Source organism: Glycomyces sp. TRM65418 (genome assembly GCF_019710475.1).
Taxonomy (GTDB): domain Bacteria; phylum Actinomycetota; class Actinomycetes; order Mycobacteriales; family Micromonosporaceae; genus Glycomyces.
The window spans coordinates 167652-182190 of sequence record NZ_JAJFAX010000004.1 but is presented as its reverse complement, the minus strand read 5'-3'; the positions used below and the strand labels follow the sequence as shown (position 1 = coordinate 182190).

Below are 14539 nucleotides of genomic sequence, written 5' to 3'. Positions count from 1 at the left end.
GCTATTCACGCCATGTCACTTAGGTCCGCCTAAGTCATCATTAATCGAGGTCACGATGCATACACACGTGCTTGAGCCAGAGTGGCGGGAGCGCCGGGAGGGCCTTGCGGGGCGTGATGGCCGAGCGTGAGAAAGCCGACAGTCGCCGACCCTCGTACCCCACGACAACAAGAAACACTCTCGTAACAGGCCCGCGCAGCGCCCCGCCGGCCCTCATAAGGGACGGCGGACGACAGGTCAACGTGGCAATCGCCACATGGTTCAAATTTGAACTTTCGAGCGCACCCCGCTATGGTCGAGGGGTAATTCAAATCTGAACTACTTAGACCGTTCTCTTGGAAGAGGTAGGAACATGTCCGCAGTCGAGCCCGTCAAGGTCTCCGTCATCTTCTACTCGGCGACCGGCAACGTCACCGCCCTGGCTCGTCAGCTCGCCGCGTCCGCGGAGAAGGCCGGCGCCGAAGTGCGCCTGCGCCGCGTCGCGGAACTGGCACCGCAGGCCGCGATCGACTCGAACCCGGCCTGGGCCGCCAACGTGCAGGCCTCCGCCGACATCCCCGAGGCCACCCCGGACGACGTCGACTGGGCCGACGCGGTGCTGGTCGGCTCCCCCACCCGCTTCGGCAACATCGCCTCGCAGATGAAGCAGTTCATCGACACCCTCGGCGGCCTCTGGTTCCAGGGCAAGCTCGCCGACAAGGTGTACTCGGGCTTCGCGGCCACCTCCGGCAAGCACGGCGGCAACGAGTCCACCATCCTGGCGCTGTACAACTCCTTCCACCACTTCGGCGGCATCATCGTCGCCCCCGGTTACACCAACGAGGCCCTGTTCGCGAACGCCTCGCCGTACGGTGTCGCGCACTACGGCTCCGAGCCGGCCGACGACGTCACGCTGGCCGCCGCCACCGCGCAGGCCGAGCGCGTCGTCAAGACCGCCGCCGACCTCAAGGCCGGCCGCGCGGCCATCGCGGCCGCCGACGCCTGACCGGCATCGCGACCGAAGCGCCCGCCCGGACTCCTCAACGGCATCGAGGGTGCGGGCGGGCGCTTCCGCGTCGGTCGAAGCGGCCGTGCGGCCGGCGGTCCACAGGACTGAACGGGCCTGATTCAAGCCTGGATGCGGGCGAGGATGCGCTCGGACAGCTCGCCGAGCTGGCGCATCTCGTCGCGGGTGAGGTCGTCGAACACCAACGCGCGCACGAGCCTCACGTGTCCGGGGGCGGCCTTGGCGAGGAGTTCGCGTCCGCCGTCGGTGAGGGCGGCGAGGGTCGACCGGCCGTCGGTGGGGCATGAGAACCGCCGGATGAGGCCCCCGTCCTCCAGGCGACGGGCCACGTGCGAGAGCCGCGAGAGCGAGCCGTTGCAGAGGAACGCGAGGTCGCTCATGCGCATCGTCTGGTCCTCGGCGTGCTCGAGGACCACGAGGACGCTGTACTCGAAGTAGCTGATGCCGGCGTCCTGCCGCACCTGCCCGTCGAGGGCGTTCGGGAGCCGCATGACCACGCGGACGAACGCCAGCCAGGTCGTCATCTCCTCGTCGTCGAGCCAGGGCGCTGCATCACTCATGCGCCAAGCTTAACTTGACTAGTTGATGCGTCAATAATCCTGCGCTAGGTTAGTTGAAGTTTCAATTTTTGGAGTGCTCATGCCCGGCAGTCCCGGCGCCGCGTTCGACGCCTTTCTCGAGACCACCGCGCCCCGCGCGGCCGAGCGCCGCGACTGGACGCCCGAGGACGGCGCGCTGCCGGCGCTCTACCTCAGCCACGGCGCGCCGCCGCTGTTCGACGAGGCCGAGTGGATGGGCCGGCTCTTCGACTGGGCGCAGGCCATGCCGCGACCCAAGGGCGTCCTCATCGTCTCGGCCCATTGGGAGGCCGCGCCGCTCACGCTCTCCAGCCCGGCGGCCGGAACCCCGCTCGTCTACGACTTCGGGGGCTTCCCCGAGCGGTATTTCCGGATGCGGTACGCGACGCCCGACGCGAGCGCGATGGCCCGGCGGGTGGCCGCGGCCATGCCGGATTCCGAGCCGCTGCATCAGCACGCGAGCCGCGGACTCGACCACGGCGCGTGGGTGCCGCTCAAGGTCATGTACCCGGACGCGGACGTGCCGGTGCTCCAGATGTCGATCCCGACGCACGAGCCCGACCGGCTCCTGGAGATCGGTCGGCGGCTGCGGCCGCTGCGCGAGGAGGGCTACCTCGTCGTCGGCTCAGGCTTCATGACGCATGGGCTGCCGTTCGTGGACTTCCGCCGCCCCGAGGCGATTCCGGCCTGGTCGGCCGACTTCGACGCGTGGGCCGCGGAGGCCTTGGCGCGCGGCGACGTCGAGGAGCTCGCGCGCTACCGCACGCGGGCGCCGGGGATGCCGTACGCGCACCCGACGGTCGACCACTACCTCCCGCTGTTCGTGACCTACGGCGCGGCGAGCGAGCGGGAACAGGCGGCCACCACGGTCATCGACGGGTTCTGGTTCGGCCTCGCGAAGCGCTCGTTCCAACTCGACTGAGCCATCGGGCCCGACCACGGGGCGGGCCCACTGACGCGGGCCGGTGATCGTCATCTCCGCCCGCGAGTGCCGCCCGCGCCGCGCCCGCCTTGCGGTGCGGGCGGCGCATCGCCCTCCCCATGCCCGGCGCGCAGGCTCGGTAGGCGGGCTCGACGCGCAGGCGCTGTCCCCAAGCCTCACACGCAGACTCGGTAAGCAGCCCCGACGCGCAGGCCCGAAAAGCAGCATCAGCGCAGGCCGTGTGCGACCCCGCGCGGGCGCCGTCTGCCGGGCCGGGCCTGCCGGCCTATTTGAAGCCGCGGTGCATGGCGACCGCGCCGCCGGCGAGGTTGCGCCAGGCGACCTTGCGGAAGCCGGCCTTGACGATGCGGTCGGCGAACGCGGCCTGGTCGGGCCAGGCCATCGTCGAGTCCGCCAGGTACCGGTACGCCTCCGGATCCGAGGCGACGCGGGAGGCGACCTTCGGGAGCACGTGCTTGACGAAGACGCCGTGGGCCTTGCGGTAGGGCTTCCAGACCGGCTGCGAGACCTCGCACAGCACCATGCGCCCGCCGGGCGCGAGGACGCGCCGGATCTCGGTGAGGCAGGCGTCGAGGTCGACGACGTTGCGGATGAAGAAGGAGCCGGTCACGGCGTTGAAGGTGTCGTCGGCGAACGGCAGGTGCAGCGCGTCGGCGTTCACGAGCGGCACCTGGCGGTCCCGGTGGTGCTTGAGCATGCCGAGGGAGAAGTCGACGCCGATGACGTCGGCGCCGGACTTGGCGAGCTCGACGGTGGACACGCCGGTGCCCGCGCCCAGGTCGAGGCAGCGCTCGCCCGGCTGGAGGCTCAGCGCCTCGCGCACGGCCCGGCGCCAGCGCTTGTCCTGGCCGGCGACCATCACGGTGTTGGTGCGGTCGTAGCCGGGCGCGACCCGGTCGAACATCGCCGCGATCCGACCTGGTTCTTTACGCGGTGTACTCGCTTCGTTCGCCTCGATCACCTGGACAGCCTCGCACACCGCGAACGGAAAATCCGCCGGAGCCCTGTCGGTGTGGGCCCCGGCGGATCAAGGGGTTATATCGGGCGCGCGCGGGGTAACGCGACGCGAGCGGCCTTGAGGGAGCAGGATTCGGCCGCTCGCTCGCCCGGTGTGAAGGCTTGGGACACGACCCGGGGTGCCGACGCGAGCGCTTGGAGCGCTGCGGGAGACGCGGTGTGCTCGGATGAGCGGTGCATCGGCGCCTCCTTGTCGTCCGTCGTTCGAGAATGGGTCGAACCGTTCGCCGGGCCGCCTCGCCCTCGGCTGAGATGACGCTGAGAGATCCCCCGAGTGCGGCCTGCGCTACAGCACCACAGTGCCGCATGAAGGCTGTGATGTCGATCTATGAAACCGAACCGTTATCACGCGTAACCCTACCGATAACAAGGGCGTGCCGGTTGTCACAGCGCGCTGCGCGGTCGTCACGAAGGTCGGAAAACCGCTGGTTCCGGGGTTTTTAGACGGGGGCGTCCCTGTGTTCCGCCCCGGGGTGCGCCCGTGTCCCGGACGGAGCCGTCCGGGAGGCTTGGACGCGGGCGCCTCTTTGCTTTGGCCGCGGCGTCCCCCTGTTTTGAACGCGAGCGCCCTGCGCCTTCGAGGCGGGCGGCCGCTCGCTTCGAACCCGAGCGTCCCTGTGCCTTGGCACCGGCGTCCCTGTGCGGCGAACGCGAGCATCGCTTCCGCGAATGCGGCGGCGGGGCGCGCGGTCACCGCACGCCCCGCCTTCTCCAGGGGATACACAGAGAGGCTCGGCCTCTCCGATGAATGAGGTCTCTCGGACCGCCGTCGTCACTCGGCGCGCTCGCGTCTCGCAAGCGTCGCCCCACTGTTCACTCGCGTCTCGCGAGCGTCGCCACGGCGGCCTCATTCAGCATTGCGGACGCCGAGGCCGATCGGCAAGCGCCGAAATCGAAGCGTTATCGACCACGGCCGCAGGTCCGGCGAAGCGACCTCACGGCTTCGGGCTCGCCTCGCCGGGCCCTGTCGTCTTCCTACCGTTCGATGAGCTTGCCCTTGAGGACCGTGGCCGTGCAGTTGCCGGCGGCGCCGTTGACGAGGGCCGCGTACGGGTCGCCGTCGGTGTCGACGTCGAAGACCGCGAAGTCGGCGCGGTTGCCCACGGCGAGCGCCCCGATGTCCTCGCGGCCGAGGGCCTTGGCGCCCCCTTCGGTGGCCGCACGCACGAGCCATTCGTTGAGGCCTTCACCGCTGTCGCCCTGGGCGAGCGCGAGTTTGCGGAGCACGGGCCACTCGGCGGCCACGTCGAGGTCGGGACTGGAGGCGCGCGAGTCGGTGCCGATCGCGACGGCGTTGCCTTCGGCGCGCAGGGCCGCGACGGGCGCCTCCCCGGATTCGAGGCGGACGTTGGAGCGGGCGCACAGGGCCACGGCGGTGCCGAGGTTGCGCAGGATCTCGCGGTCGGCCTTGTCGATGTGGACGCCATGGGCCACATGGGAGTCGGCGCCGAGCCAGCCGACCTTCTCCATCTGGGCGGCCGGGGAGTGCCCGGCGCCGCCGTCGGCGAGTTCGAGGTCGAGGCCGCCGCGGCGGTTCATGAACGCGAAGGGGCCGGAGCCGCGGCGGACGAACATGTCCTCGTGGAGGGTCTCGGCCAGGTGCGGGTGGAGGCGGATGTCGAGGGTGCGCGCGAGTTCGGCGAGGCTCTTGGCGACGTTGGTGCCGAGCGTGTAGAGCGTGTGGGGGCTGATGCCGACGGCGACGTCGGAGTGGTTGACGGCGCGGCTGTCGGTGACCACCTCGCGCCAGGCGCTGCGTCGGACCTCCCAGGCGGCGTCGTCGATGAAGCACGCCTCCCAGTAGGCGACCCCGGCGAGGTCGGAGGCGAAGAGCGGCTCGAAGCCGGCCGCGGGCGTGACGATGTCGGCCACGGCGGTGACGCCGTGGGCGATCGACTCGTCGATGCCGAGCTGCACCGAGGCCTTCCAGGCGTCGTCAGCGGTCTCGGGATTGCGGCGCGCGAAGTCCTGGATCCACTCGAAGAACTCCTTCTCGTTGCCGTACATGTCGGCGAACGCGGTGTAGCACAAGTGGGTGTGGGCGTTGACGAGCCCGGGAGTGAGGACGCCGTCGAAGGCGGTGGTCGCTTCGGCCTCGGGGGCGTCGGCGGCGGGGCCGACGTAGGCGATCCGCCCGTCGTCGACCCCGACCGCGCCCTCGTGGATCGGTTCGCCCGCGACGGGGACGACGACAGGGGCGGTGTAAACGTGCATGCCGCCGAGCTTACTCAGGGTCGCTGAGCGGATGCCTCCAGCGCCGCGTACGCGGGTCGGATGACCTCTTCGAGGATGCGGCGGCGCTCGGGGTGGTGCAGGAACGAGGCCTTCATGGCGTTCTCGGTGCACCGCTTGATCTCGGGCCAGCCCCAGCCGAACGTCTCGGAGAGCAGTTCGAACTCCCGGGAGGTGTGGGTGCGGCTCATGAGCCGGTTGTCGTTGTTGACGGTGACGCGGAAGCCGAGGTCGTACAGCGCCTTGATCGGATGCGTCTCAATGGATTCGGCGCCCTCGGTCTGGAGGTTGGAGGACGGGCAGATCTCCAGGGCGATGCGCCGGTCGCGGATGTAGTGCGCCAGGGGGGAGAGCTTCGGCTCGTCGCCGGTGAGGTCGATGTCCTTGATGAGCTGGACGCCGTGCCCGATCCGGTCGGCGCCGCAGATCGCGACCGCGCCGTGGATCGACTCCGGGCCCATGGACTCGCCGGCGTGGACGGTGAACGGCATCGAGGCGCGGCGCAGGAGGTCGAAGGCCTCGATGTGGCGTTCGGCGGGGTTGCCGATCTCGCCGCCGGCGATGTCGAAGCCGACGACGCCCTTGTCGCGGAAGGCGATCGCGAGCGCGGCGATCTCCAGGGTGCGGTCGGCGTGGCGCATCCCGCACAGGAGGGTGCGGACGGTGATGGGGTTGCCGGCCTGCTCGGCGAGGCGCTGGCCCTCCTCGAATCCGGCGAGGGTGGCCTCGACGACCTCTTCGAGGCTCATGCCGCCGAGGAGCTGCTGCTCGGGGGCGTAGCGCAGTTCGGCGTAGACGACGCCGTCGCTCGCGAGGTCCTGGGCGGCTTCGGAGGCGATGCGGAAGCAGTCGTCGGGGCGCTGCATGACGGCGACGGTGTGCGCGAAGGTCTCGAGGTAGCGCTCGAGGGTGCCCGAGTCGGCGGCCTCGAAGAACCAGTCGGCGAGGGCCTCGGGCTCGGTGGCGGGGAGGGTGTGGCCGATCTCGTCGGCGATCTCGATGAGGGTCTGGGGGCGCAGGCCGCCGTCGAGGTGCTCGTGGAGCACGGCCTTGGGGGCCGTGCGGATCACGTCGCGCGACAGCGCCGGCGTCGTGGACGGTGGTTGCTGCGGAGCCGACCCTTGCTGCGAAACAGAGTTCGAATTCATCCCATGAATATAGTCAGCGGGATTCGGGAGCCTGCCTCACAGCCGCACCTCGTCCCAGTGGACGGGCCGCTCCTCGGCGAAGACGACGGCCCATTCCAGCGCCCAGCGCCGGTGCCACACCAGGTTGTCGTCGACGCCGCGCGGCAGGACCTGCCCGGCGCGCCGGGCCTGGTCGCACACCCAGTCGAGGCAGTAGTAGAGGTCGAGCATCTCGGCGACGACCGCGGGGTCGCGGGTCGGCGTGAGCTGGCGGTCGCGCCAGGCCCCGAAGGACTCGGGCCGACGCAGGTCGGGCAGGAGTTCGGGGAGCTCCTCGTCGCACGGCACGGCGGGATCGAGGTGGTCGACGAGGCCGAGCAGCCAGGCGACGGTGTAGAGGCTCTCGAGCTGGTCGGCGTAGCGGGTGCGATCGCCGCGGCCGCAGGCGATGAAGCCCCACTCGTCGGGCGCGAGGTGGTCGAGCACGTGCGCGTCGAGGAGCCAGCGCATCGCCAGCTCCTCGGGCATGTCGAAGACGCGGGCCTGGACGATGTTGAGGATCGCGGCGCGGGCCTCGATGTGGCCGCGCGGGCGCAGTCGCGGGAGCCGGCCGTCGGGGAACGGCAGCGGGAACTGGGCGGGGGGCGCGGGGATGCCGAGGGCACTGAGCCCGTCCACTGTGCGCAGTCGAACGCTTCGCGGGTCTGAGATCACCGTTGGCATATGGCTCCCTACCACTTGGGGTTCACCTGAGGGGTGAGTGCGCGTTCACTCGGAAGGGTATTTGTGAAGAACTGTAGCGTCAGACACATGTCCGAGTCAACGCGGGAGGCGGAAATCCTTCGGCGCGGAAACAGGGGTTACGCAGGAGATTCACTGCGGACGCGCGTGAGTCGCAAGTGCCCCGAGGGACGAACCGAACCCACCGGTAACCCGCTCCGGCGCAACGCCGCCGATGCCGCGGATTTTTCGCGCGACGAAGCAACCCGAGGGCCGCCCCGCGGCGTATTCCATCGATGGGGTCGCGGCGCGACCGACCCGGCGCCGTGGCCGGACCCTCTCCTCCCCGAGGGTCCGGCCACGGCGTCCGAACGCCCGCCGGGCATGCTTGTAGGCGTGAGCGATCCCCAGGTCTTCGGCGGCCGCTACCGCCTCGAGCGGCCCGTCGGCGCGGGCGGCATGGGCCGGGTCTGGCAGGGCGTCGACCTCCATCTCGAACGCGAGGTCGCCGTCAAGGTCGTCAGACCCGACCTCCTGGACGGACCCCAGCAGCACGAGGCCGCCGCCCGGTTCCGCCGCGAAGCCCGCGTCACCGCCCAGATCCGGCACCCCGGCGTGCCCGCGATCTTCGACGCCGGACTCGACGAGGCCACCGGCGAGCTGTTCCTCGTCATGGCGTACCTGCCCGGGCTCGACCTGCGCGACCTCCTCGACGAGGCCGGCGCGCTCCCCGCGGACTGGACGCTCGCCATCGGGGCGCAGCTCGCCTCGGTCCTCACCGCCGCCCACGAGAAGCAGGTCGTCCACCGCGACCTCAAGCCCGCCAACGTCATCGTCGGCCCCGAAGGCCTCGTCCACGTCGTCGACTTCGGCATCGCCGCGGTCCTGGAACCCGACGCCTCGCGACTCACCGCCACCGGCGACAAGCCCGGCACCCTCAACTACATGGCCCCCGAGCAGATCCGCGCGCAGCCCGCCGGGCCCGCCGCCGACCTCTACGCCCTGGGGGCGCTCCTGTACGAGATGGCCACCGGCGAGCGGCTCTTCGCCGACCGGGGCTCGGCCTACGAGGTCCAGACCGCGCACCTGAGGGAACTGCCCGAACCCGTGCGCCGCCACCGGCCGGACCTGCCGTCCGAACTGGACGGCCTCGTCTCGCGGCTGCTGTCGAAGGACCCCGCCGAACGCGGCTCCGACGCCGCCGCGGTCCACCTCGACCTCGCGCGGATGCTCGCCGCGACTCCGGCATCCGGTGCACCCGCGCACGACTGCGGCGACCCGACCTGGCCGTTCCGCGCCCCGCTCGCGCCCGCGCGGGTCGCCGACCGGGCCGTGACCGCCCCGCCGCAGCCCGACCGGGCCGCCGACCGCATCGCCGCGGCCGACCGGGCCTTCGGCGCCGGCGACTACAGCGGCGCGCTCACCGCGTTCCGCGCCCTGGCGAAGGACTTCGAGAGCCCCGACCCGGCCCTCGCGCTGCACTGCCAGATGCGCGCGGCGCAATGCCTCGCGGCCCTGGGGAACGCCTCGAGCGCGCTCGCGGGGCTCACCAGCGTCATCGAACGGCAGCGGCGCCTCGAAGGCGAGCGGGCGCGCTCGACGCTCCGGTCGCGGCGCGTGGCCGCGGAGCTGCTCGCGACGCTGGGCCGCGGGGCCGAGGCGCACCACGAGCTGTCCACCGTGGTCCACGAGATGGCCGCGGCGCTCGGTCCCGCCGATGCCGATACCATCGAAGCCGAACGGCTGCTTCGAGCCTGGTCCGTGCCGCCCCAGGCAGGCCCGGCGTGGCCGGCGCCCCGCCCGACCTCGCCCGGGAGTCCGCCTCGATGACCGCCCTCGGTCCCTACGCCCCGCCCGCTCCTGCCACGAGACCGCGCAACCGCCGGCTCGCCGTGATCGGCACCTACCTGTGGGCCGTGCTGCCGCTGCTCACGTGCGGGTTCGGCGCGCCGATCGCGTTCGCCACCGCCCTCGCCCGCCGCCGCAGCACCTGGACGCTGGTCGGTCTGGTGGCCCACTCGGCGCTCATGCTCGCCGGCTGCGGCGTCATCGGCGTCTACGGGCAGTACCCGCCGCTGTGGGCGGACGTGCTGTTCTACATCGCCATCGGCGTCACCTCGGTCGTCTCGACCGCGCACCTCCTGCTGATCCGGTCCGCGGTCTGGGCCGCCCCCGCACAGCACCACGTGCCCGTCGCGCGGTTGTCGAACATGGAGGTCGTGGACCGGGCCCGGCACCTGCGCGAGCAGGCCCGCCGCACCGCCGCGGCGGATCCGATGCTCGCCAAGCGCCTCGGCATCGGCCGCCCCGACCTGCCGCGCCAGTACGACGACGGCGGTCTCGTCGACCTCAACCACGCGCCCCTGCACGTCCTCACCTCGCTGCCGGGCGTGACCGAGCGCAGCGCCAGGCAGATCCAGGACCGGGTCGAACGCTCCGGCCCCTTCGGCAGCCTCGGCGAAGTGATGCTCGTGATCGAGATCAGCCCCTCCTTCGAGCACCACCTGCGCGAGTACTGCGTCTTCATTCCCTGAAGAGCGCAAGGCGAAGGCCCCGGAGCAATGCTCCGGGGCCTGTTCTCGAACACTGCGAGCGCACGCTCGGAGGGACCGCAGCCCGGTCGCAGGGCCGCAAAGCGCTATGAGACTCGGGCGATCACGGGCGACAGCCCTGTCGCGAGCTCCTACGCGCCTTGACCGCACGCTCGTATGGGCCGCGGCCCGGCGGCTGCTACTCGGTGCAGTACACCGCGGTGGTACGGCCGAACTGGTCCATGACCGGCTGGTAGTACACCCACTCGCCGCTGCACTCGGCCGCGATGGCCTCGGCGTCGGCCGTGGCCCAGTCGGCCTGGTCGACGGCGATCGCGTCCACGACGACGGAGTCGACATCGGCGGAGTCGCACGGGAGCGTGCCGAAGTGGAGTTCGGAGCTCACCGACATGGAGTTGTAGCACTCACCGGCGGCGGGGACGACCGGAGTGGTGCCGGCGGCGGTCGGAACCCCGATGGCCTCGACGCAGAACAGGTAGTCCACGGTGAGCGTGGTTGGGTCGTAGATCATGTTCCAGTCGGTCCAGGGGGAACCGGGGATCTGCGCAGCGACGGTCTCACCGCACAGCTCGTAGACGCCCGCCGGGTCGTCGACCGTGCCGGAGGCGTTGGCGGTGACGGCCGGGTCGGCCTCGATCGCGGTGATGGTCCAGAACGCGGTCGGGTCTTCACAGTCGACCGCGAAGGTCGAGTTGTCGCCGCCGAGCATCTCTTCGGGCAGGCAGTCGCCCGCGGCGGCGTCGGCGACGGCGTCGAACTGCTCTTCGCTGACCTCACTCGCCGAGTCAGTGGAGGAGGCCTGGTCGAGGATGCCGCAGCCGGTGAGGGCCAGGGTGCCGGTGAGGGCGAGGCCGCCCACGGCGAGGGCGCGGCGGATGGGGCCGAAGGTCTCGGTGCTGATGTTCATGTGCTGCTTTCGGTACGGCACCGTCTGTCGGGTGGGGCGGTGCTCTATGAGTTCAGCGCGACCTTATGAGGGGTGTTCAACCACCGGCGCGCCAGGGGCCGTCACTGCCGGGCACGACACGCGTCTGAACTGGGGATTCATCCTTCTGTGAAACGTCGGACCGGTGCCCATGACAAGGATCACGATGGTTGCAGTTCGGTGAAGCCCCGGGCGAGGAGCGGTTGGAACACGGGTCGCCTTGGGAGGCAAAGGAGTTGGAGTGAGGAGGACGCGGGTTCCGCCCAATGGTCGCCGCGTCCTCCGGTCGGTGGGCCTCAGCCGATCTCGATGAAGTACTGGGTGCCGTCGAGTGCCCAGATGTCCTCGATGTAGATCAGGTAGGACTCGGCGCCCCTGGGGATCTCGACGCAGGCCGAACCGGTCGCGCTGCTTCCGGCGGAGACTTCGGCGACCTCCATGAGCTCGTTCTCGACGGTGTTCATGCAGTCGAGGCTGTCGTAGAAGGTGCCGTCGGCCCAGATCCCGAACGACGCGTCGGTCCACAGCGATCCGGACGCGTCGCCGTCGTAGGTGCCCTCCAGGGTCACGATGCCCTGCTGGAACCCGTCGGCGGGGGCCTCGTTGTACTCGTCGAAGGCCAGGATCTCCTCGGTCGCGTCGAGCGTGCCGGTCGCGGTGAGGGTCCAGTCGGTGACCTCGACGGTCGAGCCGGCCGGGAGCGGGGAGTCCGGGCTGGTGCCGTCGCCGCCGCCGGCTTCGTCCTCGGCGACCGCTTCGGCCTCGGTCTCACTTGCGGCCGAGGCGTCCCCGGTCCCGGAGTCCTCGCCTCCGCAGGCGGACAGGGCGGCCAGGCCGATGAGGGCGGTGCCGCCGACAGCGAGGAGTCGCTTGGAGATCTCGGGGAGTTCGATGGTCATGATCTTCCTTCCGTGGGGTGGTGTTCACAATCAGAGTCTTGTGAACTCACTTCACGAGAATAATAGACTGTGTGGAGTCTCAGCAACGCGGGGTGGGCTACGATGCGACAAACCGAAGCAGGGAGCCGCATGACCACCCGTGACGCCAGTGCCGACGCGACCATCACGCTGACCGATCTCGCCCGCCTCGCGGGCGTCGGACGCAACGCCGTCAGCAACTGGCGCCGCCGCGAACCCGACTTCCCCGATCCCGTGGACGCGACCGCCCGCCGCCCCCGATTCGCGCTCGCCGAGCTCGAACACTGGGCTGAAGCCCACGGCCGCCGCCTCCGCGTGACGGGCGCCGACCGCCTCTGGTTCGCGGTCGAGGGAACCGAGCCCACCGCCGAAGCCGCACTCGCCGCGGTCGCCGCGGCCTTCCAAGGCGACGGCGCGACCGCCCGGCGGCTCAAGGAACTCCAGCAGGAGATCCCGGCCGCCGAGCTCTTCGAGTTCTTCATCGAGCGTGCCCGCGAAGCCGCCGGGACGGGCGTCCCACCGGGCATCGCGCCGCTGGCCGACATCGCCGCCGTCGTCACCGAGGACACCGCCGCGCCCGCCGTGCACGACCCCGCATGCGACGAAGGCGACCTCCTCACCGCGGTCGTGCGCCGGACCGGCCACTGCAGGGTCCTCAGCGGCCGGGACCTGTCGGCGGCCCGCGCCGACATCGCCGAGCAGCGCCTGCGGCTCCACGACGAGCGGGCCGAAGTGACGGTGCGCGCCTGGGACTCCCTGCTGACCCCGCTCCCGGCCGAGCGGTTCGACCTGGTGGTGTGCGACCCGCCGTTCAACGTCAAGGACTGGGGCCACGACCGGCTCCCCGCCGGGGACGACCCGCGCCTCGCCTACGGCACCCCGCCGCGAACCGAGCCCGAACTGGCATGGGCCCTGCACTGCGTCGCCCTGCTCGCCCCGGGCGGCCACGCGGTCGTGCGGATGCCCGCCCAGGTGGCGCACCGCCGCTCGGGCCGGCGCATCCGCTCGGAACTCCTCCGCTGGGGCGCGCTGCGGGCCGTCGTCGACCACCCGGAGGCCAAGGCCCACATCTGGGTCCTCGCCCCGCGCGGCGAGACGACGCAGCTGCTGGTGTCCAACGGGAACGGATTCGCCGAGGCCTGGCGGTCCTTCACCGCGGCACCGAACGCCCCGGTCGGCACCGCGGACTCGGCCACGGTCCCGCTCATGCGCCTGTGGGACGAAGACGTGGACATCTCCCCCGCGGTCTACCTGGCGAGCGCGGCGGGCGACGCCGCGACCCTCGCCGAATCGGTCGGCCGCCTGAGCGGCCGCCTGGCCGAACTCGCCGGACGGCCCGTGCCGCGCTTCGGCACCGGCACGGAGGAGTCGGCCCCGGAGACGAGCCTGGGCGAACTGGAACGCGACGGCCACTTGAACGTCGCGCCGGGCGGCGAATCCACGGCCGGCGGCGACGCCGAGTGCGTCATCGTCGACCCGGTCGGCGCACCGCCCGTGCGGATCGGGCGACGAGAGGACGCCACCGAGACGCAGTGGACGGTGACCTGCGAACCGACCTTGGACCTCGGCTGGATGGCGGCGGTACTGGCGGCCCGGCTCCCGACGGCGACGAAGCGGACCGCCACGGGCGCCAAGCGGCGCCTCCTGTCGGTGAAGCTCCCGAGGCTCCCGCTCGCGGAGCAGCAGCGGAGGGGCACGGCCTTCGCGAGCTTGGAAGCGCTGCGCGGAGCGCTGGCGGAAGCGGGCGAACAGGCCGGGACGCTGGCGGCTGAAGCAGCGGCCGGCCTGGTCTCCGGCGCAGTGACGGTGGAGGACTGACGCAGCGAGCGGGCGTCGGACGAGGCTCGAGAACGAGCGGCCCCGCCGGCGTCCGGATCGTCGCAGGAGCGGTCGATCCGCCTATTTCCGGAACTCGTACCGCAGCAGCACGACGCCGTTGCCGAACGCGGCGGCCTCGAGCGGCTTCAGGTCATGCCGGTCTTCGAAGACGCGCCTTCCCCTGCCGCGCGACACCGGGCAGACCAGCATCTGGACGACGTCGACGACGCCCGCGTCCATGAGGGAACGCATGAGCGTGAGGCTCCCCCACAGCCAGAGGTCTTTGCCGTTCTGCCCCTTGAGTTCCCGGACGGTGGCGACGGGGTCGCGCGTCACGGTCGCGGCGGGAAAATCGCCCCACGGGGCGTCTTCCAGCGTCGACGAGGCGACGAACTTGGCGAGGTTGTTGAGCTTCTCGCCGTACGCGCCCTGCTCTTCGGCGTGCGGCCAGTAGTCCTTGCTCTGGGCGTAGGTGTTCGCGCCCAGGATCATGGTGTCGACCGAGTCGATGAACCCCATGATGCGTGCCTTGTACTCGGGATCGGTCGTATCGGAGAAGGGCTCTCCTGAGACGAAACTGAGCCCGCCGTCCTCTTCGGCGGCGATGTTGTCGAGGGTGGCCCACTGCTGGACTACGAGCTTGCGCATGTTCGATTCCTGTCGTCTCGCGCGCCCTCGACGGGCGCGATCACTGGATGGCACTG

Annotated in this window: 13 protein-coding genes; 5 read left to right on the top strand and 8 right to left on the bottom strand. The window is 71.1% G+C overall.

Annotated features, from left to right (window positions below):
- Positions 1–352: 352 nt before the first annotated feature.
- Positions 353–985 (top strand): NAD(P)H:quinone oxidoreductase, encoded by a 633-nt coding sequence (gene wrbA, locus K3N28_RS11165; protein WP_228092609.1) that lies wholly within the window; start codon positions 353–355, stop codon positions 983–985.
- Positions 986–1107: 122 nt separating this feature from the next.
- Here wrbA and K3N28_RS11160 read toward each other — a convergent pair whose 3' ends face one another.
- Positions 1108–1566 carry a MarR family winged helix-turn-helix transcriptional regulator gene (locus K3N28_RS11160; protein WP_228092608.1) on the bottom strand — a complete coding sequence of 153 codons (459 nt, stop codon included), beginning with the start codon at positions 1564–1566 and terminating at the stop codon, positions 1108–1110.
- A 79-nt stretch (positions 1567–1645) separates the two neighbouring features.
- Here K3N28_RS11160 and K3N28_RS11155 point away from each other — a divergent pair, with 79 nt between their 5' ends.
- On the top strand, positions 1646–2506 hold the full coding sequence (locus tag K3N28_RS11155; RefSeq protein WP_228092607.1) for a dioxygenase: 861 nt from the start codon (positions 1646–1648) through the stop codon (positions 2504–2506).
- 286 nt (positions 2507–2792) lie between these two features.
- Here the strand turns inward: K3N28_RS11155 and K3N28_RS11150 are convergent, their stop codons facing one another.
- The 4 genes from K3N28_RS11150 to K3N28_RS11135 form a co-directional block, all read right to left on the bottom strand.
- The gene (locus K3N28_RS11150; RefSeq protein ID WP_228092606.1) at positions 2793–3431 is read right to left on the bottom strand and encodes a class I SAM-dependent methyltransferase; all 639 of its coding nucleotides are present in this window, start codon (positions 3429–3431) and stop codon (positions 2793–2795) included.
- A gap of 1088 nt (positions 3432–4519) precedes the next feature.
- Positions 4520–5758, bottom strand: a complete 1239-nt coding sequence (locus K3N28_RS11145; protein WP_228092605.1) for an amidohydrolase family protein — start codon at positions 5756–5758, stop codon at positions 4520–4522.
- A 14-nt stretch (positions 5759–5772) separates the two neighbouring features.
- Positions 5773–6924: an adenosine deaminase gene (locus K3N28_RS11140; RefSeq protein WP_228092604.1), complete on the bottom strand. Its 1152-nt coding sequence runs from the start codon at positions 6922–6924 to the stop codon at positions 5773–5775.
- Positions 6925–6960: 36 nt separating this feature from the next.
- The gene (locus K3N28_RS11135) at positions 6961–7581 is read right to left on the bottom strand and encodes a DUF4272 domain-containing protein (protein WP_255640271.1); all 621 of its coding nucleotides are present in this window, start codon (positions 7579–7581) and stop codon (positions 6961–6963) included.
- Between the two features lie 438 nt (positions 7582–8019).
- Between K3N28_RS11135 and K3N28_RS11130 the strand changes: the two genes are divergently transcribed.
- Positions 8020–9453 carry a serine/threonine-protein kinase gene (locus K3N28_RS11130; RefSeq protein ID WP_228092602.1) on the top strand — a complete coding sequence of 478 codons (1434 nt, stop codon included), beginning with the start codon at positions 8020–8022 and terminating at the stop codon, positions 9451–9453.
- The gene (locus K3N28_RS11125; RefSeq protein WP_228092601.1) at positions 9450–10157 is read left to right on the top strand and encodes a helix-hairpin-helix domain-containing protein; all 708 of its coding nucleotides are present in this window, start codon (positions 9450–9452) and stop codon (positions 10155–10157) included. Before K3N28_RS11130 ends, K3N28_RS11125 begins: the two co-directional genes overlap by 4 nt.
- A gap of 196 nt (positions 10158–10353) precedes the next feature.
- On the opposite strand, the gene K3N28_RS11120 is transcribed toward K3N28_RS11125, so the two are convergent.
- A complete protein-coding gene (locus K3N28_RS11120; protein ID WP_228092600.1) occupies positions 10354–11082 on the bottom strand; it encodes a hypothetical protein in 729 nt (242 codons plus the stop codon).
- A 314-nt stretch (positions 11083–11396) separates the two neighbouring features.
- Positions 11397–11999: a hypothetical protein gene (locus K3N28_RS11115; RefSeq protein WP_228092599.1), complete on the bottom strand. Its 603-nt coding sequence runs from the start codon at positions 11997–11999 to the stop codon at positions 11397–11399.
- Between the two features lie 129 nt (positions 12000–12128).
- Between K3N28_RS11115 and K3N28_RS23345 the strand changes: the two genes are divergently transcribed.
- The gene (locus K3N28_RS23345) at positions 12129–13835 is read left to right on the top strand and encodes an N-6 DNA methylase (RefSeq protein WP_304608715.1); all 1707 of its coding nucleotides are present in this window, start codon (positions 12129–12131) and stop codon (positions 13833–13835) included.
- An 81-nt stretch (positions 13836–13916) separates the two neighbouring features.
- Here K3N28_RS23345 and K3N28_RS11105 read toward each other — a convergent pair whose 3' ends face one another.
- The gene (locus K3N28_RS11105; protein ID WP_228092598.1) at positions 13917–14483 is read right to left on the bottom strand and encodes a dihydrofolate reductase family protein; all 567 of its coding nucleotides are present in this window, start codon (positions 14481–14483) and stop codon (positions 13917–13919) included.
- Positions 14484–14539: the final 56 nt, after the last annotated feature.

Excerpts from the sequence above, each read along its gene's own strand:
- K3N28_RS11140 (WP_228092604.1), bottom strand. The coding sequence starts at position 6,924 with ATGAATTCGAACTCTGTTTCGCAGCAAGGGTCGGCTCCGCAGCAACCA.
- K3N28_RS11120 (WP_228092600.1), bottom strand. The coding sequence starts at position 11,082 with ATGAACATCAGCACCGAGACCTTCGGCCCCATCCGCCGCGCCCTCGCC.
- K3N28_RS11145 (WP_228092605.1), bottom strand. The coding sequence starts at position 5,758 with ATGCACGTTTACACCGCCCCTGTCGTCGTCCCCGTCGCGGGCGAACCG.
- K3N28_RS11105 (WP_228092598.1), bottom strand. The coding sequence starts at position 14,483 with ATGCGCAAGCTCGTAGTCCAGCAGTGGGCCACCCTCGACAACATCGCC.
- K3N28_RS23345 (WP_304608715.1), top strand. The coding sequence starts at position 12,129 with ATGACCACCCGTGACGCCAGTGCCGACGCGACCATCACGCTGACCGAT.
- wrbA (WP_228092609.1), top strand. The coding sequence starts at position 353 with ATGTCCGCAGTCGAGCCCGTCAAGGTCTCCGTCATCTTCTACTCGGCG.
- K3N28_RS11160 (WP_228092608.1), bottom strand. The coding sequence starts at position 1,566 with ATGAGTGATGCAGCGCCCTGGCTCGACGACGAGGAGATGACGACCTGG.
- K3N28_RS11155 (WP_228092607.1), top strand. The coding sequence starts at position 1,646 with ATGCCCGGCAGTCCCGGCGCCGCGTTCGACGCCTTTCTCGAGACCACC.
- K3N28_RS11125 (WP_228092601.1), top strand. The coding sequence starts at position 9,450 with ATGACCGCCCTCGGTCCCTACGCCCCGCCCGCTCCTGCCACGAGACCG.
- K3N28_RS11150 (WP_228092606.1), bottom strand. The coding sequence starts at position 3,431 with ATGTTCGACCGGGTCGCGCCCGGCTACGACCGCACCAACACCGTGATG.
- K3N28_RS11115 (WP_228092599.1), bottom strand. The coding sequence starts at position 11,999 with ATGACCATCGAACTCCCCGAGATCTCCAAGCGACTCCTCGCTGTCGGC.